23 protein-coding genes and 1 pseudogene are annotated in these 26,055 nt (G+C 56.9%); 17 read left to right on the top strand and 7 right to left on the bottom strand.

Translation table 11 applies throughout. The features are described from left to right. The first annotated feature begins 61 nt into the window (after positions 1-61). On the top strand, positions 62-1,870 hold the full coding sequence (locus Z948_RS0102420; protein WP_052033084.1) for an autotransporter assembly complex protein TamA: 1,809 nt from the start codon (positions 62-64) through the stop codon (positions 1,868-1,870). Then, positions 1,870-5,664: a translocation/assembly module TamB domain-containing protein gene (locus tag Z948_RS0102415; protein ID WP_025057983.1), complete on the top strand. Its 3,795-nt coding sequence runs from the start codon at positions 1,870-1,872 to the stop codon at positions 5,662-5,664. Before Z948_RS0102420 ends, Z948_RS0102415 begins: the two co-directional genes overlap by 1 nt. Before the next feature lie 21 nt (positions 5,665-5,685). On the opposite strand, the gene Z948_RS0102410 is transcribed toward Z948_RS0102415, so the two are convergent. Both Z948_RS0102410 and Z948_RS0102405 read right to left on the bottom strand, forming a co-directional pair. Then, positions 5,686-6,186 carry a flavin reductase family protein gene (locus tag Z948_RS0102410; protein ID WP_245604540.1) on the bottom strand — a complete coding sequence of 167 codons (501 nt, stop codon included), beginning with the start codon at positions 6,184-6,186 and terminating at the stop codon, positions 5,686-5,688. Between the two features lie 69 nt (positions 6,187-6,255). Beyond that, on the bottom strand, positions 6,256-6,768 hold the full coding sequence (locus Z948_RS0102405) for an anthrone oxygenase family protein (RefSeq protein ID WP_025057981.1): 513 nt from the start codon (positions 6,766-6,768) through the stop codon (positions 6,256-6,258). 91 nt (positions 6,769-6,859) lie between these two features. Here Z948_RS0102405 and Z948_RS0102400 point away from each other — a divergent pair, with 91 nt between their 5' ends. Beyond that, complete coding sequence (locus Z948_RS0102400) at positions 6,860-7,447, top strand: TetR/AcrR family transcriptional regulator (RefSeq protein WP_025057980.1); 588 nt, start codon at positions 6,860-6,862, stop codon at positions 7,445-7,447. A gap of 71 nt (positions 7,448-7,518) precedes the next feature. Here Z948_RS0102400 and acs read toward each other — a convergent pair whose 3' ends face one another. Continuing rightward, on the bottom strand, positions 7,519-9,471 hold the full coding sequence (acs, locus tag Z948_RS0102395) for an acetate--CoA ligase (RefSeq protein ID WP_025057979.1): 1,953 nt from the start codon (positions 9,469-9,471) through the stop codon (positions 7,519-7,521). Between the two features lie 254 nt (positions 9,472-9,725). On the opposite strand from acs, the gene Z948_RS0102390 reads away from it, so the two are divergent. From Z948_RS0102390 to Z948_RS0102365, 6 genes are all read left to right on the top strand, one after another. Next, positions 9,726-10,742 (top strand): C4-dicarboxylate TRAP transporter substrate-binding protein, encoded by a 1,017-nt coding sequence (locus tag Z948_RS0102390; RefSeq protein ID WP_025057978.1) that lies wholly within the window; start codon positions 9,726-9,728, stop codon positions 10,740-10,742. Between the two features lie 98 nt (positions 10,743-10,840). Further along, the gene (locus Z948_RS0102385; RefSeq protein ID WP_025057977.1) at positions 10,841-11,470 is read left to right on the top strand and encodes a TRAP transporter small permease subunit; all 630 of its coding nucleotides are present in this window, start codon (positions 10,841-10,843) and stop codon (positions 11,468-11,470) included. After that, entirely contained in the window at positions 11,470-12,870 is a 1,401-nt protein-coding gene (locus Z948_RS0102380) for a TRAP transporter large permease (protein ID WP_025057976.1), read from the top strand. The genes Z948_RS0102385 and Z948_RS0102380 overlap by 1 nt, the downstream gene beginning before the upstream one ends. A 76-nt stretch (positions 12,871-12,946) precedes the next feature. Further along, entirely contained in the window at positions 12,947-14,080 is a 1,134-nt protein-coding gene (locus tag Z948_RS0102375) for a metallophosphoesterase family protein (protein ID WP_025057975.1), read from the top strand. Further along, positions 14,080-16,728, top strand: a complete 2,649-nt coding sequence (locus tag Z948_RS0102370) for an AAA family ATPase (RefSeq protein WP_025057974.1) — start codon at positions 14,080-14,082, stop codon at positions 16,726-16,728. The genes Z948_RS0102375 and Z948_RS0102370 overlap by 1 nt, the downstream gene beginning before the upstream one ends. 63 nt (positions 16,729-16,791) lie before the next feature. After that, positions 16,792-17,217, top strand: coding sequence for a lysozyme inhibitor LprI family protein (locus tag Z948_RS0102365; RefSeq protein ID WP_052033086.1), 426 nt, complete (start codon positions 16,792-16,794; stop codon positions 17,215-17,217). 33 nt (positions 17,218-17,250) lie between these two features. Here the strand turns inward: Z948_RS0102365 and Z948_RS0102360 are convergent, their stop codons facing one another. Continuing rightward, positions 17,251-17,538 (bottom strand): DUF1330 domain-containing protein, encoded by a 288-nt coding sequence (locus Z948_RS0102360; protein WP_025057972.1) that lies wholly within the window; start codon positions 17,536-17,538, stop codon positions 17,251-17,253. Between the two features lies 1 nt (position 17,539). Beyond that, positions 17,540-18,226: a GntR family transcriptional regulator gene (locus tag Z948_RS0102355; protein WP_025057971.1), complete on the bottom strand. Its 687-nt coding sequence runs from the start codon at positions 18,224-18,226 to the stop codon at positions 17,540-17,542. A gap of 102 nt (positions 18,227-18,328) precedes the next feature. Here Z948_RS0102355 and Z948_RS0102350 point away from each other — a divergent pair, with 102 nt between their 5' ends. The 5 genes from Z948_RS0102350 to Z948_RS0102330 are packed head-to-tail and all read left to right on the top strand — an operon-like array spanning position 18,329 to position 23,149. Beyond that, positions 18,329-18,931 (top strand): amino acid synthesis family protein, encoded by a 603-nt coding sequence (locus Z948_RS0102350; RefSeq protein ID WP_025057970.1) that lies wholly within the window; start codon positions 18,329-18,331, stop codon positions 18,929-18,931. After that, complete coding sequence (locus Z948_RS0102345; protein WP_025057969.1) at positions 18,903-19,712, top strand: alpha/beta fold hydrolase; 810 nt, start codon at positions 18,903-18,905, stop codon at positions 19,710-19,712. Before Z948_RS0102350 ends, Z948_RS0102345 begins: the two co-directional genes overlap by 29 nt. Further along, a complete protein-coding gene (locus tag Z948_RS19255; protein ID WP_025057968.1) occupies positions 19,709-20,626 on the top strand; it encodes a flavin reductase family protein in 918 nt (305 codons plus the stop codon). The genes Z948_RS0102345 and Z948_RS19255 overlap by 4 nt, the downstream gene beginning before the upstream one ends. Positions 20,627-20,629: 3 nt before the next feature. Continuing rightward, complete coding sequence (locus Z948_RS0102335) at positions 20,630-21,667, top strand: LLM class flavin-dependent oxidoreductase (protein WP_025057967.1); 1,038 nt, start codon at positions 20,630-20,632, stop codon at positions 21,665-21,667. A gap of 18 nt (positions 21,668-21,685) precedes the next feature. Then, entirely contained in the window at positions 21,686-23,149 is a 1,464-nt protein-coding gene (locus Z948_RS0102330) for an aldehyde dehydrogenase (protein ID WP_025057966.1), read from the top strand. On the opposite strand, the pseudogene Z948_RS19305 reads toward Z948_RS0102330, so the two are convergent. After that, positions 23,149-23,261, bottom strand: a pseudogene (locus tag Z948_RS19305) (amidohydrolase); the annotation flags it as partial. The gene Z948_RS0102330 and the pseudogene Z948_RS19305 sit on opposite strands and share 1 nt — an antisense overlap. A gap of 225 nt (positions 23,262-23,486) precedes the next feature. Between Z948_RS19305 and dusA the strand changes: the two are divergent. From dusA to Z948_RS0102305, 3 genes are all read left to right on the top strand, one after another. Then, the gene (gene dusA / locus Z948_RS0102320; RefSeq protein ID WP_052033097.1) at positions 23,487-24,458 is read left to right on the top strand and encodes a tRNA dihydrouridine(20/20a) synthase DusA; all 972 of its coding nucleotides are present in this window, start codon (positions 23,487-23,489) and stop codon (positions 24,456-24,458) included. Between the two features lie 27 nt (positions 24,459-24,485). Beyond that, positions 24,486-25,310: a sulfite exporter TauE/SafE family protein gene (locus Z948_RS0102315; protein ID WP_025057964.1), complete on the top strand. Its 825-nt coding sequence runs from the start codon at positions 24,486-24,488 to the stop codon at positions 25,308-25,310. Positions 25,311-25,580: 270 nt separating this feature from the next. Beyond that, entirely contained in the window at positions 25,581-25,811 is a 231-nt protein-coding gene (locus Z948_RS0102305; protein WP_025057963.1) for a hypothetical protein, read from the top strand. A 6-nt stretch (positions 25,812-25,817) separates the two neighbouring features. Here the strand turns inward: Z948_RS0102305 and Z948_RS0102300 are convergent, their stop codons facing one another. Continuing rightward, positions 25,818-26,054 carry a DUF1289 domain-containing protein gene (locus Z948_RS0102300; RefSeq protein WP_025057962.1) on the bottom strand — a complete coding sequence of 79 codons (237 nt, stop codon included), beginning with the start codon at positions 26,052-26,054 and terminating at the stop codon, positions 25,818-25,820. Position 26,055 lies beyond the last annotated feature (1 nt).

The raw sequence follows: 26,055 nt of genomic DNA, 5'->3' as shown, positions 1-26,055 counted from the left end.
TGGTTCAAGAGTCTTCAAAAAGCAGACCGGAACGCAGCGGCAAAAGTTCGAGGGAAAGAGCGTGGAACAAACTGCTCTGGCAGGGGTGCGTCATGTCGTGACGGGAGCAGCAATGCTGTGTCTCACCACGTTGGCAGCGCAGGCTGCGGATGTAACGTTTAATGACATCGCGGATGAGGGGCTGGCCAGTGCATTGCGCGGCGGCTCTTTGTTGCAAGAGCAAACACTCAGCGATGAAAACCAGCCCTCTCCCTCCGAAGTGCTGGCTGCCGCGCAGGCCGATTACAAACGCCTGTTGGCGGTTCTTTATGATAACGGCTATTTCGGTGGTTCAATCAACATCACCTTGGATGGGCGCGAGGCGGCCTCGATCCCGCCCGTTCAGCCCCCTTCCGCGATTTCACGCGCTGTCATACGGATCGAACCGGGGCCAAAGTTTACCTTTGGCCGCGCGCGGATTTCGCCGCTGCCCGAAGGGGGGCAAGCCCCCAGCGAATTTGCAACCGATGAAACCGCCAGCCTTGGTGCGATGCAGCGATCCATCACAGCGGGTGTGGACGGGTGGCGCGCGCAAGGCCACGCCAAGGCCGCCCTTGCAAACCAGCAGGTGAGCGCCGATCACCCAGCGCGACGTGTTCACGCCGAGCTTGCGCTCGACCCTGGTCCTTTGTTGCGCTTTGGTCCCTTGCTGGTTGAGGGCGAAAGCGATGTGCGCCGCGCGCGGATCATCGAAATCGCAGGCCTGCCCGAAGGCGAGGTCTTCTCGCCCGAAGAAATCCGCCTCTCGCGCGAGCGGTTGCGCAGAACGGGGGCGTTTAGCGTTGTGGCGCTGCATGAAGGCGAACACGTCCTCGACGGCGACCTCCTTCCGATTGAGGCACAGATCGGCGACGCCCCAAAGCGGCGCATCGGATTTGGGGCGGAACTATCCACGCTAGAGGGGCTGACGCTCAGCGCTTATTGGTTGCACCGCAACCTTTTGGGCGGCGCCGAACGGCTGCGTCTGGATGCCGAGGTCAGCGGCATTGGGGGCGGAACAGGTGGCACCGACTATCTGCTTGAGGCGCGGTTTGAACGTCCGGCAACCTTTAACGAGGATACCGATTTCTATGCCTTGGCCTTGTTTGAGCAATTGGACGAGGTTTCCTATTTCTCACGCCAGTTGGATCTGGAGGCGGGGATCGAAAGGATCGCATCGCCAGAGCGGACCTATACCCTTGGGCTTGGGCTGCGCACCGCGAAAACCCGCGATGTGTTTGGCGAAGACACCTATACGCTGCTCACCTTGCCGCTCTCGGCCGAGTTTGATTATCGCGACAATCCGCTGAACGCCAAGGACGGCTATTTTATCAAGGCCGAAGCAACGCCGTTTCTGGCATTGTCCGGATCAGACGATGGTATTCGCACATTTGTTGATGCGCGCGGCTATAAAACATTTGGCACCGCGCGCCCTGTGACCTTGGCCTTGCGCGGGCAATTCGGGTCGGTTTATGGGCCAGCCCTTGAGGATGCGCCAGCAGACTATTTGTTCTATTCAGGTGGCGGTGGCACCGTCAGAGGGCAAGAGTACCAATCCCTTGGCGTTGCGGTTGGATCAGATACCGCTGGCGGGCGCAGCTTTGTTGGGCTTTCAGCCGAGGTTCGTGTGGATGTGACCGAAACGATTGGTGTCGTTGGGTTTGCAGACGCAGGATATGTGGGCGAAGAAGAGTTTTACGATGGCTCTGGCACATGGCATTCGGGCGCAGGGTTTGGTTTGCGATATAACACCGCGATTGGGCCGATCCGCTTGGATGTGGCTGTGCCAACATCTGGCCCAGAGGTCGAGGATGAGTTTCAAGTTTACATTGGCATAGGGCAGTCATTCTAATGCGCATTCTTCGCCTATGTTTGATCGTTTTATCGTTGTTGTGGGGGCATGCCGCCTCTGCCCAAGACGAAGACAAAAGCTATCTCACCCTGAAAATTCAGGAGCTGCTCAGCGGCGCTGGGCGGCAGGTTGATATCGTCGGATTTCGCGGGGCGCTCAGCTCTCAGGCCTCGTTTGATCGCATGACAATTGCCGATGACCTTGGTGTTTGGCTCACCATGGATGATGTGGTCCTTAGCTGGAACCGTTCGGCCCTTTTGGGCGGGCGGCTTGTGGTGCAGGAGCTGAGCGCCCAGAATATCGACATCCCCCGTCTGCCCGCCAGCGAAGAAGCCACGCTGCCAGATGCCCAAGCGACGCCTTTCACGATCCCGCAATTGCCCGATCTGCCTGTCTCGATCGACATTGACGCGTTAAACATCGCCAAGCTGCGCCTCGGCGCGCCGTTTATGGGCGAACAGGTTGACCTGCAAATGAACGCGCGTGCCACGTTGAATGATGATGGTTTGGATGTCGCATTTCAATCCGCACGTATTGACGGCAAACGCGGCAGCTTTGATCTGGTGGCAACTCTGGCCCGTGAGGACGATATCCTTGATCTTCTGCTCACCCTGAGTGAGCAAGAAAACGGGCTGTCCTCAAACCTGCTGGATATTCCAGGCAAGCCATCGGTGGATTTGAACGTCAAAGCAAACGGGCCGATCAATGATCTGGTGACCGAGTTGGAGTTGGCAACTGACGGGCAAGAGCGCCTCGCCGGAGAGGTGAGTGTGGTCACAACGGGCGATGCGGGCGACCCTGACCGACGCATCCTTGCGGATATCGGCGGCGACATTACCGCAATCTTGCTGCCAGAATACCGTGATTTCTTTGGCGAGGATGTTAGCCTGAAAGCCGAAGCTCTCATGCAAGCAGGCGGGGCAATCTCGGTGAATGCCTTTGCCTTGAAAGCTGCGCAGATGGATCTGCAAGGCCGTGTTCATCTAAACGCGGATAAATGGCCGTCTATCATTGATGTGACGGGCACAATTGCCCATGCAAAGGGCGATCCTGTCATCTTGCCCGGTGGCGGTGGGGCGGCAACGGTCGAACGGGTCGAGCTGCGCGTTGATTATGATGCATTTAAGGGCGACGCCTATGAGGCACAGTTTGATATCTCGGGGTTGGAAACCTCGGAGGGTGAAATTGCACAGACGACTTTACGCTCAACAGGAACGTTGACAGGCGCGCTGGGCGGGATTGGCCAACTAGACGGAAATATCCAATTCGCCTCCCAAGGGATTGCCTTGCTGAACACCGCCTTGGCCGAAGCACTGGGCGCCGAGCTGAACGGCAGCACGCAGATCAGTTACCTAAGGGACCAGCCCTTGCGCTTTTCACAGCTTGATCTTCAGGGGGCTGATTATGGGCTAACGGGGAATGTTGCGCTGGATGCGATTGCGTCGGGTCTGCCGACCCGTCTGGATGCAAGGCTGACCTCCTCTGACATCAGCCGCTTTTCGGCACTGGCTGGGCAAGAGCTGGATGGCGCGACGTCCTTGGCGCTAGAGGGGGAGGTGGGCGTGCTCAGCGGGGCGTTTGACCTCGATATCACGGGCACGGCGGATGATATCCGCACAGGTATCGCGCAGGCAGATGCGTTGATGCAAGGTCACACTGCTCTACAGCTCAAAGCGATCAGGAATGTGAACGGCACCTTTCTGCGCGGCCTAGAGTTGAACAACGCCGCCATGCTGTTTTCAGGCGGCGCCGAGTTTTATGCCAATGCCAGCCGCATCGAAGCGGATGCAGTGCTGCGCGACATCGCAACCGTTTTGCCGCAGTATAGCGGCCGCGTGGCGATAAACGCGCATGCTACAGAAGATGACGACGGGTGGTTTGTCGATGTGGATGGGGATGGCCCATATCAATCCAAAATCCGGCTGAGCGGTCTTGCCACGGGGGCAAACCCCGCATTTGATTTTTCCGCCAGCGCGCCAGAGGTATCGGCCTTTGTCGCAGGGGTGAACGGGCCGTTTGCGGCCAATGGGCAGGTTCAACAGACCGAGCAGGGCTGGATGCTCAGCACGGATGTGTCGGGGCCATACCGCAGCGCGGTTTCGTTAAACGGCGCTGTAACACCTGTTGTCGATATGCAGTTTGATGTCTCGCTGCCTGATATTTCCCCGCTAGCGCCACAGATCAGCGGCCCGCTACGCGCGCAGGGGCAGCTGCGCCAATCGGGCGAAGACTATAGCGTCCAAGCAAAGGCTACTGGCCCGTATAGCAGCAGTGGCACAGTGGCGGGGATCGTCACAGGGCCAAACGCCAAGGTCGATTTCACCTTTGGCATGCCCAACACGGCAGCCATTGTGCCCAATCTGAACGGGCCGCTAGCCGTGCAAGGGTCAGCTGCAAAAGCGGCACAAGGCTGGCAGGTCAACACCGACATGTCAGGCCCCTCTGGCACGCAAGGTGTCGTGGCGGGTGTGGTTTCGGATGACGGGACACTCGCCTTAAAGGTCAACGGCACTGCGCCTTTGGGCTTGGCAGGGCCCTTTATCTCGCCGCGCAGCCTACAAGGGGTGGCGCGGTTTGATCTGGACGTGAACGGCCCTGCGGGACTGGATGCTGTCAGCGGCACCATACAAACCTCGGGCGCAACCCTTACCTTGCCCAACTTGCGGGTCGCCTTTGAGGATGTGAACGGCGACATCCGTCTGGCGAATGGCCGTGCTGGCCTGAACATATCCGCCAATGCCACAGGAGGTGGCGGCCTGAGCATTACAGGGGGTGTTGGGCTGGGGGATGGATTGCCCGCAGATGTAAATATCGTTTTGGACGGTGTTGTTTTGGTTGATCCACGCCTCTATCGCACGTCGATCAGTGGCGCGATGCGTTTGTCAGGGCCGATCAGCGGCGGGGCAGGGATCAGCGGAACGCTGAATGTTGGCGAAACCAATGTCACGGTGCCCTCTACGGGTCTTACCAGCATCGGCGAGATCCCTTTGATTGACCATGTGGGCGCCAGCTCGGCCAACCTTGCGACGCGCCGACGTGCGGGCCTATTGGAAGAAAGCGCGAGCGGCGATGGAACACAGTCCGCCTCACAGGCTGCAGGGTTCGGGCTGGACGTTTTGGTCAACGCACCGGGGCGGATTTTTGTGCGCGGTCGGGGATTGGACGCAGAGCTGGGCGGGAACCTGAAGCTTTCTGGAGATACCAATAACATCCTCTCTGCGGGTAAATTTGAACTAGAGCGGGGGCGTTTGGATATCTTGGGTAAGCGCTTTGAGCTGGAAGAGGGCTCGGCCGAGTTTCAGGGCGACTTTATCCCCTACATCCGCTTTGTCACAACCACGACGACCGACGCAGGCACAGCCAGCATTATCGTCGAAGGGCCTGCGGATGCGCCTGTTGTGTCCTTTGAAAGCACACCAGAAGGGCCCGAGGATGAAGTGCTATCCCAGCTTTTGTTCGGGCGGAACCTGTCCGAAATCTCAGCGTTTCAGGCGCTGCAACTGGCCAATGCGGTTGCCATCCTTGCGGGGAAGGGCGGTACGGATGTGGTTGGAAACCTGCGCGACCAATTTGGGTTGGATGACCTGAACGTCAGCACAACAGACAGCGGTGAAACCGCGATCAGCGCGGGGAAATACCTGTCCGAGAATGTTTATACCGACGTAACTGCCGCGTCAGATGGAACTGGCGAAGTGTCGTTGAACATTGATCTAACGCCAAACCTAAAGGGCAAGGCGACCCTTGGCTCGGACGGTAATTCGTCGATCGGTGTGTTCTTTGAAAAAGACTATTAGCGACGTCAGAAATGCGCGGGGTTAGTCTTCGGCCGAAAATCGGCCGAACTTGCCGCGCTTGAACAACAGGCCGTCGACATCTTGGGCTTGGGTCGCAACTGACGTGATCTGCCCCAAAATGATCGAATGATCACCTGCTGGATGCACAGCGTAGCGTTCGCAATGAAAAGTGGCCAAACAATCGGGCAGGGTGGGCGCGCCATTTGGGCCTTCCTCCCACGGATAGGGTGAAAAATCATCCCCCCGCTTTGCGAAATGTTTCGCGATGCCCATCTGATCAGCGCTAAGGACGTGAATGCAAAAGGCCTGCGTTTGCGTGAACGCGTCATGGCGTTTCGAGCTGCATGCAGCTGACCACAACACCAGCGGCGGGTCGAGCGAGACCGAAGAAAAGGAATTGGCCGTCATGCCCAGCGGTCCGATTTCTGACTGGGTCGTGATCAGCGCAACTCCCGTGCCAAACTGACCTAACGCATGGCGCAGGTCAGTTGAACGTTCCGCATCGGGGACAAAGCTATTCATCTTACTTTTCATAAGGACAAGCGGTGCCATGGGGCTGTTGGATTGTCCAGTGGGTTCCTTACCTGAGGATCAAGCGCCTTTGCGTTGGCTGTTCAGGGATAAAACCCCAGCCAAGGCCACCACAAAGGACAGGCCAGAGGCGATGGTCCGTGTGATGTTCCAGAACTGCCAGCGTGGGGAGTAGTCATTCCAAATCTGTTGGGCATCTTCCACGGTTTGGAGGACTTCGACAGTGGCCAGTGCTTCGTTCATGGGAACATTGATTGCCATGGTCAGGAAAAGCCCAAACAGCAGGTAAATTACAGCGCTAAGCCCGAACAAACCACTGGCCCGCGCAAAACCACCGCGCATTGCCAGAATTGCAGTTAGGGCCAAGGCGACAGGCGTCAGGAAAAACGCGGGAAAAAAGACACCGTTGCGCACAGAGGCATTCATTGCCTGCATCGCCTTTATCGCGACACGCGGATCGGCGGCATCCAACCCCCACATGGTTGAGCAAACCCAAGCATAGAAAAAACCGAAAATCGCAGCGCTTAGCACAAGTGAAGCGAAAATTGAGGTGAGGATAAATTTGTTTGGCATGGTACCTCCTGAAATGCGTATAGATGTGTACGGTTGTATGTATCCGTAATCAAGTGTACGATTCCAATCAACAGAAAATTTGGACCCGAACATGCGCGAAGAAACAAAAAAGCTCCGTCACGAGGCCATAGCAATTGCCGCTTATGCGCTGCTGGAGGAGAAGGGCTATGATGGTGCGTCGATGCTCAGCATTGCCAAGGCGGCAAAAGCATCGAATGAAACATTGTACCGTTGGTACGGGGACAAGCAGGGGCTTTTTACTGCTTTGGTTCGCGATAACGCCGCGCTTACTGCGCAAACGCTGGATGATGCGGTGACGGAAGGGGCGGATCCAAGGGAAACGCTCCGAAACGTTGCGCCTGTGTTTTTGAAAATGCTGCTCAGCGACCGCGCGGTGCTGTTGAACCGAGCCGCCGCAGCTGAACCAACAGGAGAGCTGGGCAAAGCGCTATCTTTAGGAGGGCGTGAGGCTGTTTTTCCGCGGTTTCAAGCGTTGATGCAGCGGCTGGTGAGCTGCGATGCAGAACAGGCGGGGCAGTTGACGGGAACGTTCTTGGGGCTCTTGGTGGGGGACCTGCAAATGCGCAGGGTCATAGGCGTGCAACCTGTTTTGAACGATGCACAGATCGCGGCACGTTGTGATCTGGCCTTGCAGCAATTTGCAAAAATCATCGCCTAAAGAAGAGTTGGAGAAGGCAAAACGGGCGCCCCGATAGGGACGCCCGCATTGTCATTACCCGATGAGGCCGCTTAGCGGTTCATGCGGTTTTCGATCAGGTCATCCACAACCGACGGATCGGCAAGGGTGGATGTATCGCCCAGCGTGCTGTGATCGTTTTCAGCGATCTTGCGCAGGATACGGCGCATGATTTTGCCCGAACGGGTCTTTGGCAAACCTGGAGCCCATTGGATCAGGTCAGGCGAGGCAATCGGGCCGATTTCTGTGCGGACCCAGTTGCGCAGCTCTAGGCGCAGCTCGTCTGTTGGCTCTTCGCCGCCCATCAAAGTGACATAGCAATAGATGCCTTGGCCTTTGATCTCATGCGGGTAGCCAACAACAGCGGCTTCGGCGACCTTTGCGTGGGCAACAAGGGCGGATTCGACCTCGGCCGTGCCCATACGGTGGCCAGATACGTTGATCACGTCATCAACGCGGCCTGTGATCCAATAATCGCCGTCTTCGTCGCGCTTACAGCCGTCACCGGTAAAATAGTAACCTGGGTAGTCGGAGAAATAGGTCTTCTCGAAACGCTCGTGATCGCCCCAAATGGTGCGCATCTGACCGGGCCAGCTATCTGCAATACACAGAACGCCTTCCACGGGGTTGCCTTCCAGCTGCTCGGCAGATGTTGGTTCTAGTACAACAGGCTGGATGCCAAAGAAGGGTTTCATCGCCGAACCGGGCTTCATCGCATGGGCGCCTGGCAGTGGGGTCATCAAGTGGCCGCCTGTCTCGGTCTGCCACCATGTGTCAACGATCGGGCAGCGACCGCCACCGACAACGTCATTGTACCAGTTCCATGCCTCTGGGTTGATCGGCTCACCAACGGTGCCCAAAACGCGCAGGCTGCTCAGGTCGGCCTTTTTCACAAAGTCGTCGCCTTTGCCCATCAGGGCGCGGATGGCTGTCGGCGCTGTGTAGAACTGGTTTACCTTGTGCTTTTCACACACCTGCCAGAAACGCGACGCGTCTGGGAAGGTTGGAACACCCTCAAACATGATCGTGGTCGCGCCGTTCGCCAGTGGGCCATAAACGATATAGCTGTGGCCAGTGACCCAACCCACATCTGCCGTACACCAGAAGACGTCGCCGTCCTTATAATCAAACGTGATCTCATGCGTCATCGAGGCATAGACCATGTAGCCGCCCGTGGTGTGCACAACACCCTTTGGCTGACCTGTGGAGCCAGAGGTGTAAAGGATGAACAGCGGATCTTCGGCGCCCATTGCTTCGGGGGCGCAATCAGCCGATGCGCCTTCTACCAATGCGTTATAGTCAAAGTCACGGCCATCGACCCAAGTTGTCTGGCCGCCAGTGCGCTTGACCACAAGGCATTTAACGCTGTCGTCACAGTGCAGCAGCGCCTGATCGGCGTTAGTTTTGAGAGGGGTCGAGCGGCCACCGCGTGGCGCGTGATCAGCGGTGATCACAACCTTTGCCTCACTACCGTTCACACGTGCCGCCAAAGCGTCGGGTGAGAAGCCCGCGAACACGATAGAGTGGATCGCACCAATGCGCGCACAGGCCAGCATGGCATAGGCGGCTTCGGGGATCATCGGCAGATAGATAACAACACGGTCACCGCGTGTGACGCCCAGATCCTTTAGGATGTTCGCCATTTTGCAGGTTTTTGCGTGCAGCTCTTTGTAGGTGATGTGCTGCGCGTCTTCTTCTGGGTTGTCGGGTTCAAAGATAATCGCGGTTTGATCGCCGCGTTTTTCCAGATGACGGTCGATGCAGTTTGCCGACGCGTTCAGCGTGCCGTCTGCGTACCAGTTGATCTTGACCGATCCCAATGTGTAATCGACATCTTTCACCTGCGTGAAGGGCGTCATCCAATCAACGCGCGCGCCTTGCTCTTTCCAGAACGCATCTGGATCAGCAATTGAGGCAGCATACATCGCGTCATATTTCGCGGCATCCACATGGGCGGATGCAGCCATTTCAGCGCTTGGCGGATAGGTTTTCGCAGTTTGCGACATTGGGTGGGTCTCCTCCTAGGGGTGGCTTACGTCTCTAAATTGCGCAGTCTCACCAGTGTTTCGGCGCAGCTTAGGCGTTGAAAGGAGGTAAGGGAATGATCAAGCTATGGGGCGGGGTGTGCTTCTGTAAAGTTATTTCCGAGAAACGGTAAATGTTGTAAATAATGCGGCGGTATGCCTTGGCACTTTGTGGATCACCCGTTAATCTGCCGCCAAGCGGGCCACGTAAGGCGCGTATCAATCGGGAGAAACCAATGAATAAATTTTTGAGCGGCGCGGCCGTATGCGCCCTGAGTTTTGCGTTTGTATCACAAGCAGCTGCAACCGAATGGAACGTATCCGTTTGGGGTAAGCGCCGTGCCTTTACCGAGCACGTTGAGAAGCTGGCAGAGCTGGTTTCTGAAAAAACCAACGGTGAATTTACAATGAACGTCAGCTATGGCGGTCTGTCAAAAAACCGCGAAAACCTTGACGGGATTTCCATCGGTGCGTTTGAAATGGCGCAGTTCTGCGCGGGCTACCACCGTGACAAAAACCGTGTTGTGACGGTTCTGGAGCTGCCATTCCTTGGTGTTGAGAATCTAGAGCAGGAAGTTGCGATTTCCAAAGCGGTCTATGGCCACCCTGCCGCCACCGAAGAGATGGCGCAGTGGAACGCCAAGCTGTTGATGACGTCACCAATGCCTCAGTACAACCTTGTTGGCACGGGCGAGCCTCGCGCGGCACTGGACGATTTTAAAGGTATGCGCGTTCGTGCAACCGGCGGTATCGGGCAAGCATTTGAAGCGGTTGGTGGTGTTCCAACATCCGTAACCGCAACCGAAGCGTTTCAGGCTATGGACTCAGGTGTTGTTGATACAGTGGCCTTTGCCCAGCACGCACACCTGTCCTTTGGTACCATCAACGAAGCCGACTGGTGGACAGCAAACCTGAACCCCGGCACCGTGAACTGCCCAGTGGTTGTAAACATCGACGCCTACGAAAGCCTGTCTGATTCCGAGCGCGAAGCGCTGGACTCATCTGTTGATGAGGCACTGGATCACTATCTGGCAAACTACGGCGAGCTGCTGACCCGCTGGGATTCGGTTCTGGAAGAAAAAGGTGTGAAAAAAGTCGAGATTTCACCAGAAGTCATCGCCGAGTTCCGCGCCAAAGCCGCGGACCCGATCCGTGACAAGTGGATCGCAGACATGGAAGCACAAGGCGTTCCAGGTCAGGAACTGTATGACCTCGTTGTCAAAACACTGGCTGACGCCAAGAACGGCGGCTGATCCATTGGTCGCTGCAACAGCAGCGGCCCTTAAATAATTCAAGGCTGCGCGGATCACGCGCAGCCTTTTTAGTCTCAGAAGTATTAGGAGAGTAGATCATGGCAGGTTCCGCCGCGGTGCTGGAAGATTCCAGCGTGCTCAGTAAACTAGACCGCATGTTGCTGCCGTTAGAGCGTTTTTGCGCTTTGTTAAGCGGCCTTGCGATCTTTTCTTTGATGTTTCTTGCGGCCTATTCGGTCACGGGGCGCAAATTTTTTGGCAGCCCATTGTTGGGCTACGTCGATTATATCGAGGCCGCGATGCCCGTGATTGCGATCATGGGGATTTCTTACGTTCAGCGGGACGGTTCGCACATCCGTATGGATATGTTGGTCAATGCGCTCAAGGGGCGCATGCTGTGGCTGTTTGAGCTGATCTCGGTTCTGTTGATGCTGTTGTTGATCGTCGGCCTGACCTATGGCGCATGGGAGCATTTCGACCGCTCGTTTGATTGCGCACGGCCTTTCTGTTCGCGCGACAGCTCGATTGATATCAGCCTGCCGATCTGGCCCAGCAAACTGGTGGTGCCGATTGCCTTTGTTATTTTGACCCTCCGCTTGTTGTTGCAAGTCTGGGGCTACGGGCGCGCCTTGATCCTTGGGCTGGAAAACCCTGTCGCTGTGCCGTTGTCATTAACAATAGAAGAACAGGCCTTGGCCGAAGCAAAATCTTTGGAAGGGGCCGACTGATGGAACCTATTGAAATCGGAATTTACGTATCTGCGGGTATGCTTTTGATGGTCGTGCTGGGCATGCGGGTGGCTTTTGCTGCTGGTCTGGCGGGCTACATCGGGTTGGTTTGGCTGCGCTGGAACGGGTTTGACTATGATCCCGAACGCTTTTGGAAAGCGGTGGAAATCAGCACGAAAATCGCAGGGTTGACCCCACACTCCAAAGTCAGCTCACAAGTGCTGAGCCTGATCCCCGTCTTTATCATGATTGGCTATTTGGCCTATCACGCGCAATTGACGACGGCCTTGTTTGAGGCGTGCAAACGCTGGTTTGCTTGGGTGCCAGGTGGTTTGGCGGTCTCTACTGTTTTTGCGACAGCGGGTTTTGCGGCTGTATCTGGGGCTTCGGTGGCGACGGCTGCGGTTTTTGCACGTATCGCGATCCCAGAAATGTTGAAGGTTGGCTATAACAAACAATTTGCGGCTGGTGTGGTTGCTGCGGGGGGGACGCTTGCCTCGCTGATCCCGCCTTCGGCGATTTTGGTGATCTATGCGATCATCGTTGAGCAAGACGTGGGAATGTTGCTGCTAGCGGGCTTTGTCCCTGGTGTGTTTTCGGCGGTTGTTTATGCGGGCCTTATCATCGGCATTGCCGTGATCTGGAAAAATGTCGGGCCTCCGGTAACGGGGTTCACGTGGAAAGAGCGGTTTGCAAGCCTGCCGCCTGCGCTGCCGATTGTGGCCGTTGTCGTGATTATCATCTTCTTTGTTTACAACCCGTTTGGCGATGCATGGGGCACACCAACCGAAGGCGGAGCCGTAGGGGCGTTCATTGTCTTTCTTATGGCGCTATATCGCGGCATGCGTTGGGCCAAGCTGAAGGAAGCTTTGCTGGAAACTGCCAAGCTGACTGTGATGATCTTTAGCATCATTTGGGGCGTGTTGATTTATGTGCGCTTCCTTGGGTTTGCCGAATTGCCCGATGCCTTCGCTGCATGGATCACCTCATTGGAAATGGCGCCGATCGTAATTCTGATCTGCATCCTGCTGGCCTATGCGGTTTTGGGTATGTTTATGGATGCCATTGGCATGCTGCTGTTGACCCTGCCTGTGGTTTATCCTGCGATCATGGCGCTTAATGGCGGCGAAACCGTTGCCGCAGCCGATAGCGCCTTTGGCATGTCAGGGCCGATGTGTGCGATCTGGTTTGGTATCTTGGTGGTGAAAATGGCCGAGTTCTGCCTGATCACACCGCCGATTGGTCTCAACTGTTTTGTTGTGGCTGGCGTACGTGATGACCTGACCGTTCAGGACGTGTTCAAAGGCGTGACGCCTTTCTTCATTGCTGACGCGGTTACCATTGCGCTGCTGGTTGCCTTTCCGGCGATTGTGCTTTGGCTGCCTTCACTGGCCAGCTGACGCGGTATTCGGTGCTTGACCACGCCGCCAAATGCTGGCCTGATCAAGCACCGTAACACCCAGAACGAAAGCATAAATGTTCCGCTTTTTGCACAGCTCGGATCTTCACCTTGGCAAGCCGTTTGGCCGCCATGACGAAGATGTGCGCGGCAGGCTTAGACAGGCGCGTCATGGCGCTATTGCGCGGCTGGCACAGGCGGCCCGCGCCAGCGGCGCCGATCTGGTGCTGCTGGCCGGTGATACCTTTGATCAGGAAACGCCAGCGCCCTCGATTACCCGTCAGGCCCTGAACGCAATGGGGCAAGAGGCCGACATCAGATGGGTCTTGATGCCGGGAAACCATGACAGCATCGCCGCCAGCGAGCTGTGGCAGACGATCACGCGGGACAAGCCGCCAAATGTCATCTTGGCCCTGACACCAGAGCCTATTGACCTAAACGGTGCGCATCTGCTGCCCGCCCCCTGTACCACCCGCAATCCCGGGCGCGACCTGACAATAGATATGGCCCAAGCCACCCCCGAAGGCGCAATTCGGCTCGGGTTGGGGCACGGTGGCATCCACGATTTCGCCAGCCTCGGCTCGGTCGCGGCGGAAGGGCCAAGCGGCACAATCACCCCAGACCGCGCAAAGCTGGCAGGGCTTGATTATCTTGGTCTGGGCGATTGGCACGGGCAGATCAAAGTCACGGAAAACACGTGGTATTCCGGCACGCCCGAAGCGGATAGTTTTAAGCATGTGAGCAACGGCACCGCCTTGGCTGTTGCTCTTGCAGGGGCGGGGCAGCCGCCCGAGGTAACGCCCGTCAAAACCGGCGAAATCCTATGGCAGCGCAATCGGGTTGAGCTGACCCCTCAGGAGGACGCAGCCGCCTTGATCCAGTCTGTCTTGCCAGCGCTGGCCGAGCGCAGAGACACTTTGCTGAACGTGATCGTTGGGGGGCGTGCAGGTGTGCAGCAAATGCAACAGCTCCAACGCGTGATCGCCGCGGTAACGCCTGATTTTCTAAACCTTACCAGCGATCTTGACGAGGTGAAGCTGGCGCATGAGGCGGCGGACCTTGATGCGATTGATCCCTCTGGCGGGGCATTGCGCCAAGCAGCCGAAGCGCTGTCCACGCAGGCGCAAGATGGCGATCTTTCGGCGGCGGATCGGCGCATCGCGGCAACGGCTCTTTCGCAGCTGTTTTCATTTGTGGCAGAGCAACCCTGATGAAACTGCGCAGCCTCACCCTTAGCAATGTTCGTAAATTCGCAGGCCAAACCGCGCAGATCAGCGGCATAGGCGATGGTGTAACAGTCGTTTCCGAGGCGAATGAGTTTGGTAAATCCACGTTCTTTGACGCCATTCATGCGCTGTTCTTTTTGAAATACGGAGCCGCAACGCGCGAGGTGAAATCGCTACAGCCGCGTTCTGGCGGTGCGGTGCGGATCAAGGCCGATGTCGAATTGCCCGAGGGCCTGTTCACCATTGAGAAATCCTTTTTGGCGCAAAAACGGGCCTCGGTTCATGATGGCTCGGGGGCGCTGGTTGCGCTGGACGACGAAGCCGAAAGCTGGATCGCAAAGCTGATGGGCAGCGGGCTGGACGGGCCGGCGGGATTGCTGTGGGTGCGTCAGGGTGTGACGGCACTGGAACCTGTCGGGAATACGGGCGCGGATAAAACCGAAAAGGAACGCCTGTTGGGCGCGCGCCGTGATCTGTTGTCATCCGTGGCGGGTGAAATCGATATGGTCACGGGCGGTCGGCGCATGGACCGCGTGATCGAAGCGGCGCAACAAGCCTTTGCGCGTTTGGCAACCGCCACAGGTCAACCCAAGGCGAATGGCCCGTGGAAGGAGGCCGAGCAAGAGGCCCAAAACCACGAACAGCGCCACGGCGAACTAGAGGCACGCTGCCGCGAACTATCCAACGCGCTGCACCAGCGCCGTGAGGTCTCTGCGCGGCTGGATGTTCTAGAACAACCTGGCGCGGAAGAGGCGCTGCAGCAGGCGCTGGATACCGCGCAAAACACCTATAACGCCGCGCGCACCCATGCCGATAAACTGGCCCAAGCGCAGGCACAGGCGGAACTGCGCAAGCTGGAATTGACAACCCTTCAGGCCAAGCTGGACGGGCTAATCGGCGCACAAGAAAGTTTCGAAAAATCCGCGCGGCAATTGGAAGACGCCAATAAAACCATTGGTGAAACCCGCGCAGCCCTTGAAGAGGCGGAAACCACCACGACCAACGCCCAAGCGGAATGGGATCAAGCCACCCAAACGCTAGCTGATGCGATGAAAGAAAAAGACCGTTTGCAGCAGGGCGTTCTAAAGGTGAATGCGGTTGAAAAACTGTCTCGTCTCATCGCGCAGCTGGACCAGATCACCGAAAAACGTGCAACTCTGGAAGAGGTCCGCGCCGCATTGGCCGTGATGCCTGTGACCGATCAGGTCCTGCGCCAAATCCAAGACTGCGAAATGCGCCTTTTGCAAAAACAGGCCGAGGTTTCATCAAACGGCGTTCAGATGCATCTAAGCTATACTGGCGAGGGGCGTCTGGCCAAAGATGGCGCAGCTATCCCTGAAGGCGTTCATCAACTAGTTGAAAAACAACGATTTGATATCCCCGGAGTTGGTCAGATGACCCTCGATCCTGGTGGGGCGGCTGCCGATCTCAGCGGCGTTGAAGCTGCAAAAGCGCAGTTGGCCAAAGCGTTGAGCGATGTCGGTCTTTCGCAGGTGAGTGAAGCACGTGCTGCGGCTGTGCTGAGAAAAGAAAAAGCGGATCAGGCCAGCATGTTAGCCAATGTTCTGGAAACGTTGGCTCCGGAAGGGATTGAGCAGATGCAGGCGCAAGCCGCGCAGGCTCAGGCCGCTGTTGATGCTTTTGACGATCCTGAGGGTGCCGCCTCTGAGGGGCTGACGGCAGAGCAGATGGAAGAGCAGATCGCGACCGCACGAGCCTCCGAGCAATCCTTGCGCCAGAAATATGATCATAGCCGCGATAAACGTGACGCCGCGCGCAGCAGCAATGCGCGCGCGCAGGTGACGCGGGACGCTGTTCAGGCAAGCTTTGATTCCGCGGCAGCCATCGTTGGGGATGAGGCAAGCTTTGCCGAGCGTAAGGCCGATGCGGCGCGTGCACAGTCCACCGCCGAGGTTGCTGCCAAAGATGCGGAAGCGGCGGCAAAGACATTGCTGGAAGGCGCCCCCGACCTTGCCATGGCGCAAGCAGACCTAAACCGTGCAAAATCCGCCGCCGACAATGCGCGGCAAGAACGATCAGACCTGCAAACCCGCAAGGCGGATTTGAGCGCGACCATACGCGCGCGCGCCGAAGACGGCGTGGAAGAGGCGCGGGATGAGGCAAAGGGCCTGATGGAACGGGCCCAAGCCCGCGCCGCTCGTTTTGCCCATGAGGTCGCGGGTCTCAAGCTGTTGATCGAAGCCTTGCGCGCAAAACGCGGCGCGGCCCAAGAGGCCTATTTCGGACCCGTTCAGCAAGAACTAGCGCCCTTGCTGGCGCTGCTGCATGCAGATGCGGCCCTAAGCTTTGATCCGAGCTCCCTTTTGCCGCAGGGGATTGAACGGGGCGGTGCCAATGAAACGATGGATATGCTCAGCGGTGGCACGCAAGAGCAGATTGCCATTCTGACGCGGCTAGCCTTTGCAAGGTTGTTTGCAAAACAGGGCAAACCGATGCCCGTTATTCTGGATGATGCTTTGGTTTATTCGGATGATAGTCGGATATCTGCGATGTTCACGGCGCTGCACCGGATTGCGACCGATCAGCAGGTGATCGTTTTTTCCTGCCGCCAGATGGCATTTACGGGGCTGGGCGGCACAAGGCCGAAGGTCCAGATTTCACAAGATAGTTGATAAAAACGAACCATTCTCAGAAGGGATGTTTGAAAAGTGAAGCTAGAATTAAAAGTATTCGGTATGAGCGCAAAACAGGCCAAAAGCCCAAACCGTCAGGGGCTTTGGCTGTTTCTTGTTGGGGTTTTGCCTGTGGCGGCCGCTTTTGCATTTGCCGCGCCCCACGCAGCCCCTGCACAAACCGCAGCGGATTGTATTGAACCCCAATCGCAATCCCTGATTAATGCCTGTGCCGCAAAGGAATTTGAGGCGGCTGATGCCGCATTGAATGCTGCTTGGAAACAGGCCAAATCATTTGGTGATGCTATCGGGAAAGGCAAAGAGCTGTTGAAGGCGCAGCGGGCGTGGCTGGCCTATCGGGATGCCGCGTGCCTTGTCCATGCCAGCCCGTTTGAAGGGGGCACGATCCAGCCGCTCATTCATTCGACCTGTCTAAGCGAATTGACGGCCGAGCGAACGCGAATGCTGTTGGAATTTCACGCGTATTAATCAGCATGGCCCGAAGGGGCGGCATGGGCGTGCCTATTCCAGCCCCTCAATGATCGCAATGTCAGCCTCACAGGCGCTGCTGCGCGCGTCACGGGCGGCGCGGTACGCGGGCGAGTTATAGCAGGCCTTGGCGTCTTTTAGGCTCGCAAATTCAATCACAACACGACGCTGCCAGTCGCGCCCTTCTAGTGTCTCGGCCTCACCACGGGCCAAAAAACGCGCGCCGAATTCTGCAAAGGCAGCAGGAGCAAGGGCCTGATACCCTTGATAGGCGTCTGGGTCGGTGACGGTCACGTTTGCAATCCAATAGGCCTTTGGCATGTCAGGCGTTTCCCTCATGTTCGGCCAAAAGCCGTTCGGCAATGGCGGCTGTATCATTCAGGTGCCGCGCCACAGCCGCTTCGGCGGCGTTTGGATCACCAGAAATGATCGCCTCGTAAATGGCCTGCATGTGATCGGGGCCGGGGCGTTCACGATCTGTGGTCGACAGGGTCATCATCCGCAAACGGCTGATCCTGCCGTTTAGGCGTTGCACGATTTCCCACGCGACATGGTGGCCCGCGCCGTTAAAGATTTCCGCATAAAACGCTGATGTGGCGCGAAACAGGGTGCCGGGTGCTTTGCTGGAAAGGTGTTTTTTCAGATCCGAGAAGGTGTCGCGCAGGCTTGCGGTGCGGGTGGCGTCAATCTGTTCGGCGCATTTGCGTGCGGCAGCCGTTTCTAACATGCGCCGGATATCATAGATTTGGGCCGCATCGGTCCAGTTCATCTGTGCCACGATGGGGCCGTGCCCGGGTAGGATTTCAACCAGCCCTTCCGCTTCGAGATAGCGGATCGTTTCGCGCACCACCGTTCGACTAACCCCCAGCTGATCGCAAAGAGGCCGTTCCACCAGCCGTTCGCCGGGTTTGAAATGGCCCTCAATAATAGCGTCACGCATACGTTCCTGAACCATATCCCGCAGGGTTACGGGGGGCTGTTCGATTTTGGAAAGGGAGGCAATTGTCATCCCCTTAGCATAACCATTCGAAGATTTGAGAGCAATGCTATTGACTGATCGTATGATGGTATACCAAGATTGGCGCAGAGAATCCCCTATAGAGGTACCGCTATGCCAGCCCTTATCCGCAAAACACTCCTGCACGTCGAAGAAACGCTGATTGAAGGGGGCAAAGCCGCTGAAACGCCGCTCAAGCTGATTGCGGCCGTGGCTGTGATCAAAAATCCATGGGCGGGGCAGGGGTTTGTTGAGGATCTGCGCCCAGAAATTCAGGATTGTGCACCGGGTCTGGGGGCGCTTCTGACGGGGATGATCCTTGAGGCGGCTGGTGGCGGTGACAAGGTCGAAGGCTATGGGAAGTCAGCGATCGTGGGCGTGAACGGCGAGATCGAACATGCCTCGGGCCTGATCCACACGCTGAGGTTCGGCAACCATTACCGCGAGGCCGTTGGCGCAAAATCCTATCTGGCATTTACCAACACGCGCGGCCCCGCCAACGCACCGTTGCAGATCCCGCTGATGGATAAAAATGATGGCGGGCGGCGCAGCCATTACCTGACGATCCAGTTGCAAGTTGCTGACGCGCCAGCACCGGATGAGATCGTGGTCGCCTTGGGGGCCTCTATCGGCGGGCGGCCGCATCACCGCATTGGCGACCGTTATCAGGACCTAAAGGAACTTGGCCATGACGTTGATAACCCAGCCTCTGTCTGAGGCCTATGGCACGCTGTCCTACCGCGAGGTCGGGCAGGGGGCGCCAATTGTTTTGATCCATGGGGTGGGCATGCAATCAGCGGCATGGGCGCCGCAGGTTGAGACGCTGTCGCAACAGTATCGTGTCATCGCGGTTGATATGCCTGGGCATGGCGGGTCTTCGCCTTTGCCGCCCGATACGCCTTTGCCCGCGTTTGTCGATTGGTTGCAGGCTGTGATGCAGGCGTTACAGCTGCGCCACGTCTACCTCGCGGGGCATTCCATGGGGGCGCTGATTGCCGCGGGATATGCGGTGACTTACCCCAAAGAGCTTAAAGGCGTGGCTTTGTTGAACGGGGTTTTCAAGCGAAGCAATGATGCGCGTGCCGCTGTGGTTGCCCGTGCCCAGCAAATTCGCTCGGGCGGGTTTGATTTGGAAACACCGCTGGCGCGATGGTTTGGCGATACAGCGATAGAGCAATCCGCCCGCGATAACGTGGCCCAATGGCTGAGCGCTGTTGATCTGGAGGGCTATGCAACGGCCTATAACGCCTTTGCCAAGGGCGATGATACATATGCGGATCGCTTTTCTGAAATCGCTTGCCCTTTCTTGGCCTTAACAGGGGATGGCGATCAAAACTCGACCCCCGAGATGTCCCAAGCCATGGCCGACGCCGTGCCAAATGGTGTGGCCAAGGTGATCAAAGGGCACCGCCACATGGTGAACCTGACTGCGCCAGATGAGGTGAGCTCAGCCTTGCTCAACTGGGTGCAATCAACGCGAAAGGAGCCGCAATCATGAGCGATTTTGACCCACGCGCGCTGCGCAATGCCTTTGGCGCGTTTATGACGGGGGTGACCGTAGTGACCGCCTATGATGAGGCAGGGGAACCTATTGGTTTTACGGCAAATTCCTTTAGCTCGGTTTCCCTTGATCCGCCTTTGGTTCTGGTCTGCCTTGCCAATAGTTCGCGAAACTATGAGGCGTTGACAAAGGCCAAGGGTTTTGCGGTCAATATCCTGTCAGAGACCCAGAAAGACATCTCAAACACCTTTGCACGCCCTGTCGAGGACCGCTTTGCAGGGATAAGCTGGCGCAAGGGCCCTTATGGCGCTCCGGTGATTGAAGGGACTTCTGCATGGTTTGATTGTTCCAGTTTCAATGTTGTTGAGGCGGGGGATCATGTCATCCTGATTGGCCAAGTCGAGGCCTTTGAGGACAGCACCAAGCCTGGATTGGGGTATGTCAGGGGCGCCTATGTGACCCCTGCTGCGGAAATGGAGGCCTTGGCCAATCGCACCCATTTGGTGGTGTCAGCCCTGATCCAATTTCAAGGCAAGGTTTTGTTGTTGGGCAATGAGAATGGTCAGCTTGTGCTGCCTGAAATGAAGGTGGGTAAGGGCGGGGCAACCGCGGCGCTGGACAAATTGATCGCTGCCAGTGGCACCAACGCCGAGCGCGGATTTATCTATTCTGTCTACGAAGACGCGGCGCGTGAAACCCAGCATATATCCTTTTTATGCCAAGCCAGCACAGAAACCGCCAGTGCAGGGATGTTTACAGAGCTAAGCCCCTCAACCTTTGGCGATGTGGCTGACCCAGCTGTTTGCACGATGCTGGAACGCTTTTCTACCGAAAGCCGTATCGGGGATTTCGGTGTGTATTATGGAAACCAAGTCGCGGGTGAAGTTCGCCCCATGACATCAGGGAGTTGAGAGATGAAGTTTTCTCTTTTTGCGCATATGGAGCGGATTTCCTCGGAAGAGGACCAAAAACAGCTTTATGAAGAGTTCATCGAGCTGTGCAAAATCGCGGATAAAGGCGGTATGCACGCGGTTTGGACCGGCGAACACCATGGGATGAACTTTACCATCACGCCGAACCCGATGCTCAACCTTGTTGATATTGCCCGCCAAACCGAAAACGTCCGTTTGGGAACAGGGACGGTGATCGCGCCGTTCTGGCACCCGATCCGATTGGCGGGTGAGGCGGCGATGACAGATATCATCACCGACGGGCGGCTGGATCTGGGCATCGCACGCGGCGCCTATTCCTATGAATATGAACGCATGATGCCTGGTATGGACGCTTGGGAAGCAGGCCAGCGCATGCGTGAACTGGTCCCCGCGGTAAAGGCGCTGTGGAAAGGGGATTATGAACACAAAGGCGAATTCCACCAATTCCCCAAAACAACCTCCTCACCGAAACCCTTGCAAGAGGATGGCCCGCCCATCTGGATCGCCGCCCGCGACCCTAGCAGCCATGAATTCGCGCTAGAGCAGGGGTGCAACGTGCAGGTAACCCCGCTTTGGAACGGCGAGGGTGAGATCAAAGACCTGATGGATAAATTCAACGCCGCCTGTGAGAAATTCTCACATCAACCGCGTCCTAAAATCATGTTGCTGTTGCACACCTATGTTTCTGACGGTGAGGAAGATACCCAGCAGGCCGCTGTCGAATTGAACCGTTTTTATTGCTATTTCGGGGCGTGGTTTATGAACAAGAGCGATGTTTCTCATGGCTTGATTGATCCGCTATCGGACGAAGACATCGCCGCGCATCCATTCTACACTCCCGAGGGGATGTTGCGCGATCTGGTGATTGGCACGCCCGAGGAAGTCATCAAGCGGATCAAGGTTTACGAAGACCTTGGCTATGATGAATACTCGTTCTGGATCGACAGCTCGATGCCGTTTGAGCGCAAAAAAGCATCGCTAGAGCGGTTCATCAACGAGGTTATGCCAGCCTTTTCATAGGCGCAGATAGGAAGAACGATGCAGAGTTTTCAGCACTATATCGGCGGCGACTTCAAAGAGGCCGCCACGCATTTCGACAGTTTGGATCCAGCCACAGAACAGCCGTGGGCAAAAATGCCAAGCGCGTCGGTTGCGGATGTAAACGCGGCTGTTGCCTCTGCTCAAAACGCCTTCCTTTCCCCCGAATGGGCACTGATGAGCGCAACCGCGCGGGGCAAGCTGCTGATGCGGCTTGCGGATCTGGTGGCAGAGAATGCGCAATCACTGGCCGAACTGGAAACCCGTGACACAGGCAAGATCATCCGTGAAACCAGCGCGCAGATTGCCTATGTTGCTGATTATTATCGCTATTACGCGGGATTGGCGGATAAGATCGAAGGCGCGCATCTGCCCATTGATAAACCCGATATGGAGGTGTGGTTGCGCCGTGAACCCATTGGTGTTGTCGCGGCCGTGGTGCCGTGGAACTCACAGCTGTTTTTATCGGCGGTGAAAATTGGCCCTGCCTTGGCCGCTGGGTGCACCGTGGTTCTAAAAGCTTCCGAAGAGGGGCCAGCCCCGATGCTGGAGTTTGCGCGGATTTTCGATCAGGCTGGATTTCCAAAAGGTGTCCTAAGCGTGCTGACAGGCGGGCCAGATATCGGTGCCGCGCTCACCAGCCATCCTGACGTGGCGCATGTGGCCTTTACGGGTGGGCCGGAAACGGCGCGCCATATTGTGCGGAATTCGGCTGAAAACCTTGCGTCTACTTCGCTGGAACTTGGCGGGAAATCCCCTTTTATCGTCTTTGACGATGCCGATCTGGAAAGTGCCGTAAATGCGCAGGTTTCGGGCGTTTTCGCCGCCACGGGGCAAAGCTGTGTCTCGGGGTCGCGACTGGTTGTGCAGGCAGGGATCAAGGATGCGTTTCTGGCCCGCCTCAAAGAAAAAGCCGAGGCCGTTGTGATGGGTAGCCCCGATGATATGGCGACAGAGGTTGGCCCGCTTTGTACAAAGGCGCAGCGCGATAATGCTATGGCCTTAATCGAGAAATCCGTATCCCAAGGGGCCAAAGTGATAACGGGAGGGCAGCTGCCCCAAGGAAAGGGTTTCTATTTCCCGCCGACCATTCTGGATTGCGACAACGCGCCAGATGCTGCCAGCCTTAGTGCGGAATTCTTTGGCCCTGTCCTGTCGGTTGTCAGTTTCGAAACCGAAGCAGAGGCGATCGAGATCGCCAATAACACCCAGTTTGGGCTGGCGTCAGGCGTATTTACGCAAAACCTCACCCGTGCGCACCGCATGATCCGCGCCATTCGCGCAGGGATCGTCTGGGTGAACACCTATCGCGCTGTCAGCCCGATTGCGCCCTTTGGCGGGCATGGCCTGTCGGGGCATGGGCGCGAAGGAGGCATCGAAGCCGCGCTGGATTACACCAAGGTCAAAGCCGTTTGGCTGCGCACCAGCGATGATCCCATCCCTGATCCCTTTGTGATGCGTTAATCGGCCGAATGGAGGGGCTGGCCGTGGGGGCCTTTCGCTCCATTCCCGAGCAGCATGAAACACCGGAAACAGCGGCGCAGAAATGCGCGAAATCTTCGGAAAAGCTCATCGGTTTTGTAGGGCGGGAATGAACGCTCTGTTTTGACAGGGTTCAAATCGGCAACCTAAGTCATCGCCATTCCCCCTCGATTTTACCCGAAAACCGATTTATGGAGCTGCAGATCACCCTTTTGGGATGCTCTGGTCGCCCCTATTTGTGAAACTGCCCAAAACGGAAAGCCAAACTGTGAAGTCTGCAACCACCCTAAGAAACAGCGCACGCCTATCCGTTGCACCCATGATGGACTGGACAGATCGGCATTGCCGCTACCTTCACCGCCTGATGAGCAAGCGGACACTGCTCTATACAGAAATGGTGACTTCTCCGGCGTTGGTGCGGGGGCGGGCGATGCATTTGTTGGATTACAATCAATCCGAACACCCTGTTGCGCTGCAACTAGGCGGGTCTGATCCGGCCGAGCTGGCCGAAGCTGCGCGGATTGGTGCAGAAGTCGGGTATGATGAGATTAACCTGAACGTTGGCTGCCCGTCAGATCGCGTACAATCAGGCGCTTTTGGCGCGGTGCTGATGAAGGATGCGGCCCTTGTTGCACGCTGTGTGAGCGCGATGCAACGCGCGGTAGAGGTCGAAGTGACGGTGAAGTGCCGGATCGGTGTGGATGATCAAAACCCCGAAGAAGTCCTGCCCGAGTTCCTGAGCAGGATCGTCGGCGCAGGGATCGAACGGGTTACCGTGCATGCGCGTAAGGCGTGGCTGGATGGGCTTAGCCCCAAGGAAAACCGCGATATCCCGCCACTGGACTATCCGCTGGTTCACCGCATGAAAGAGCTATTTCCCAATTTGCACATCTCGTTGAATGGCGGGATCACGACGCTAGAGGCGGCTGAGGCGGCCTTGGATGCGGGTGTGGATGGTGTGATGATCGGCCGAGCGGCCTATCACCAACCAAGCGAGATTTTGTGTCAGGCAGATCGCCGCATTTATGGCGACGGAGCGGACACAACACCCGAAGAAATCGTTGTGGCGATGCTGCCCTATATTCAGGCCCATCTGGATAACGGAGGGAAGTTGGCATCGGTCACGCGGCATATGCTGGGGCTATTTGCGGGCCGTCCCGGTGCACGTATCTGGCGGCGGGTCTTGTCCGAGGGCGGGCATCGCCCCGAGGTCGGAACCGCGCTGGTGTTGGAAGCATTGGATCAGGTAAAGGCCCAAACCGCTCTGGCCAGCCAGCTGCGCGCGGTGTAGCAAATACCAAATATCAGGAGCGCCGAAATGCCGGAAACGATGTTGTTAATTCAAATGGCTGTTTTGCTGCTGGTAATCGGTGCCTTTGCCGGTGTCTTGGCGGGGTTGTTAGGTGTGGGTGGCGGTATCGTTTTGGTGCCCGCATTCTTTTATGCATTTCAAACCCTTGGATATGGTGGCGACCAGCTGATGCAGATGTGTCTTGCCACGTCGCTGGCAACCATCATCGTGACCTCGGTGCGCTCTGTGATGTCGCATCACAAAAAAGGGGCTGTTGATTGGGGCATCCTTAAATCTTGGGCCCCTGGTATCGTGGTTGGCGCGATTGTCGGGATGTTTGTTGTGGCGGGCCTGCGCTCGACCACTTTGCAGGCGATTTTTGGTGTGCTGGCCTTGGTTGTAGGGCTGTATATGGGGTTTGGTCGGTCTGAGTGGCGTCTTGGGCAGGCCATGCCGATGGGGCTTTTGCGCGCGGTGTTATCTCCGCTCATGGGATTTTTGTCGGTTCTTATGGGGATCGGCGGGGGCAGTTTTGGCGTGCCGATGATGAGCCTGTATAACACACCGATCCACCGTGCTGTTGCGACGGCTGCGGGATTTGGCGTGGTGATTGCGGTGCCATCCGTGATCGGTTTCCTGTTTGTTGATCTGGATCCAGCGAAAAAACCACCGCTAACCATTGGGGCGGTGAATTTGGGTGCCTTTGTGTTGGTCATCGCCATGACGTTGCTGACGGCTCCGCTCGGCGCGCGGCTGGCCCATGCGATGGACCCAAAACCGCTAAAGCGTGTGTTTGCAGTGTTTTTGGTTCTGGTCGCCCTGAACATGCTGCGCAAGGCGTTTTGGGGGTGATGGCCCCCGAGGGTTTTTGCACCTTCGAGTATGACGCGAAAACGGCTGCTTGGGCAAAGGCTGCGCTTTTCCGCCGCGTGTTTTCTAGCGGCGCTTCAGAGGGGGTGTCTGCCTGATTTCTGGGCTGCAGATCAGCAAAGAGGGCAAACTGTATCCGTTTCGCCTCGGCCAACAATAAACTTGTCCTTGCCATATTGTCGCCAAATTGGATTGGCATCACTGTACCCACACGCCCCCGCAAGAGGGGAGAGATTGAGCACGAGGCAGGACATGAAACAGATCATTACAGGACCATTTGGCCGTATGGCCTATTACAACGCCAACGCCAAATTTGGCGGTCAATATCCGACGCTGAACCTTCCAAATTGCGATTTCGCGCGGGGTGCAGGATTGGTTGCCGCAAACGGGATGCTGCCACCCAATGTAATCAAAATGCCCAGAAAAACACGTACGGGCGCAGCGATCGCCATGTTTGGCGAGCCGACAAAACGCAAAAGCTAAGCCTTTTTAGGTTTTACGAGACAGGCGCGCAGCACGGCCACCGCGCCGCTTTTTGAGCGCCGCCGAACGAGACGGTAGATCATCGATCACCGCTTTACGCGCATCGGGGCTCATCTTTGACCAAGCGCCAATTTCATCGATCGAGCGCAAACAGCCGGTACACAGACGGCTTTCCGGATGCACCACACAAATCTTGATGCAGGGGCTTTCGACCTCGGCCCGTTTCCAGATGTCGTCGCTCATT

The organism is Sulfitobacter donghicola DSW-25 = KCTC 12864 = JCM 14565 (assembly GCF_000622405.1).
GTDB classification, from domain to species: Bacteria; Pseudomonadota; Alphaproteobacteria; order Rhodobacterales; family Rhodobacteraceae; genus Sulfitobacter; species Sulfitobacter donghicola.
This window is presented reverse-complemented; position numbering and strand designations above follow the sequence as displayed.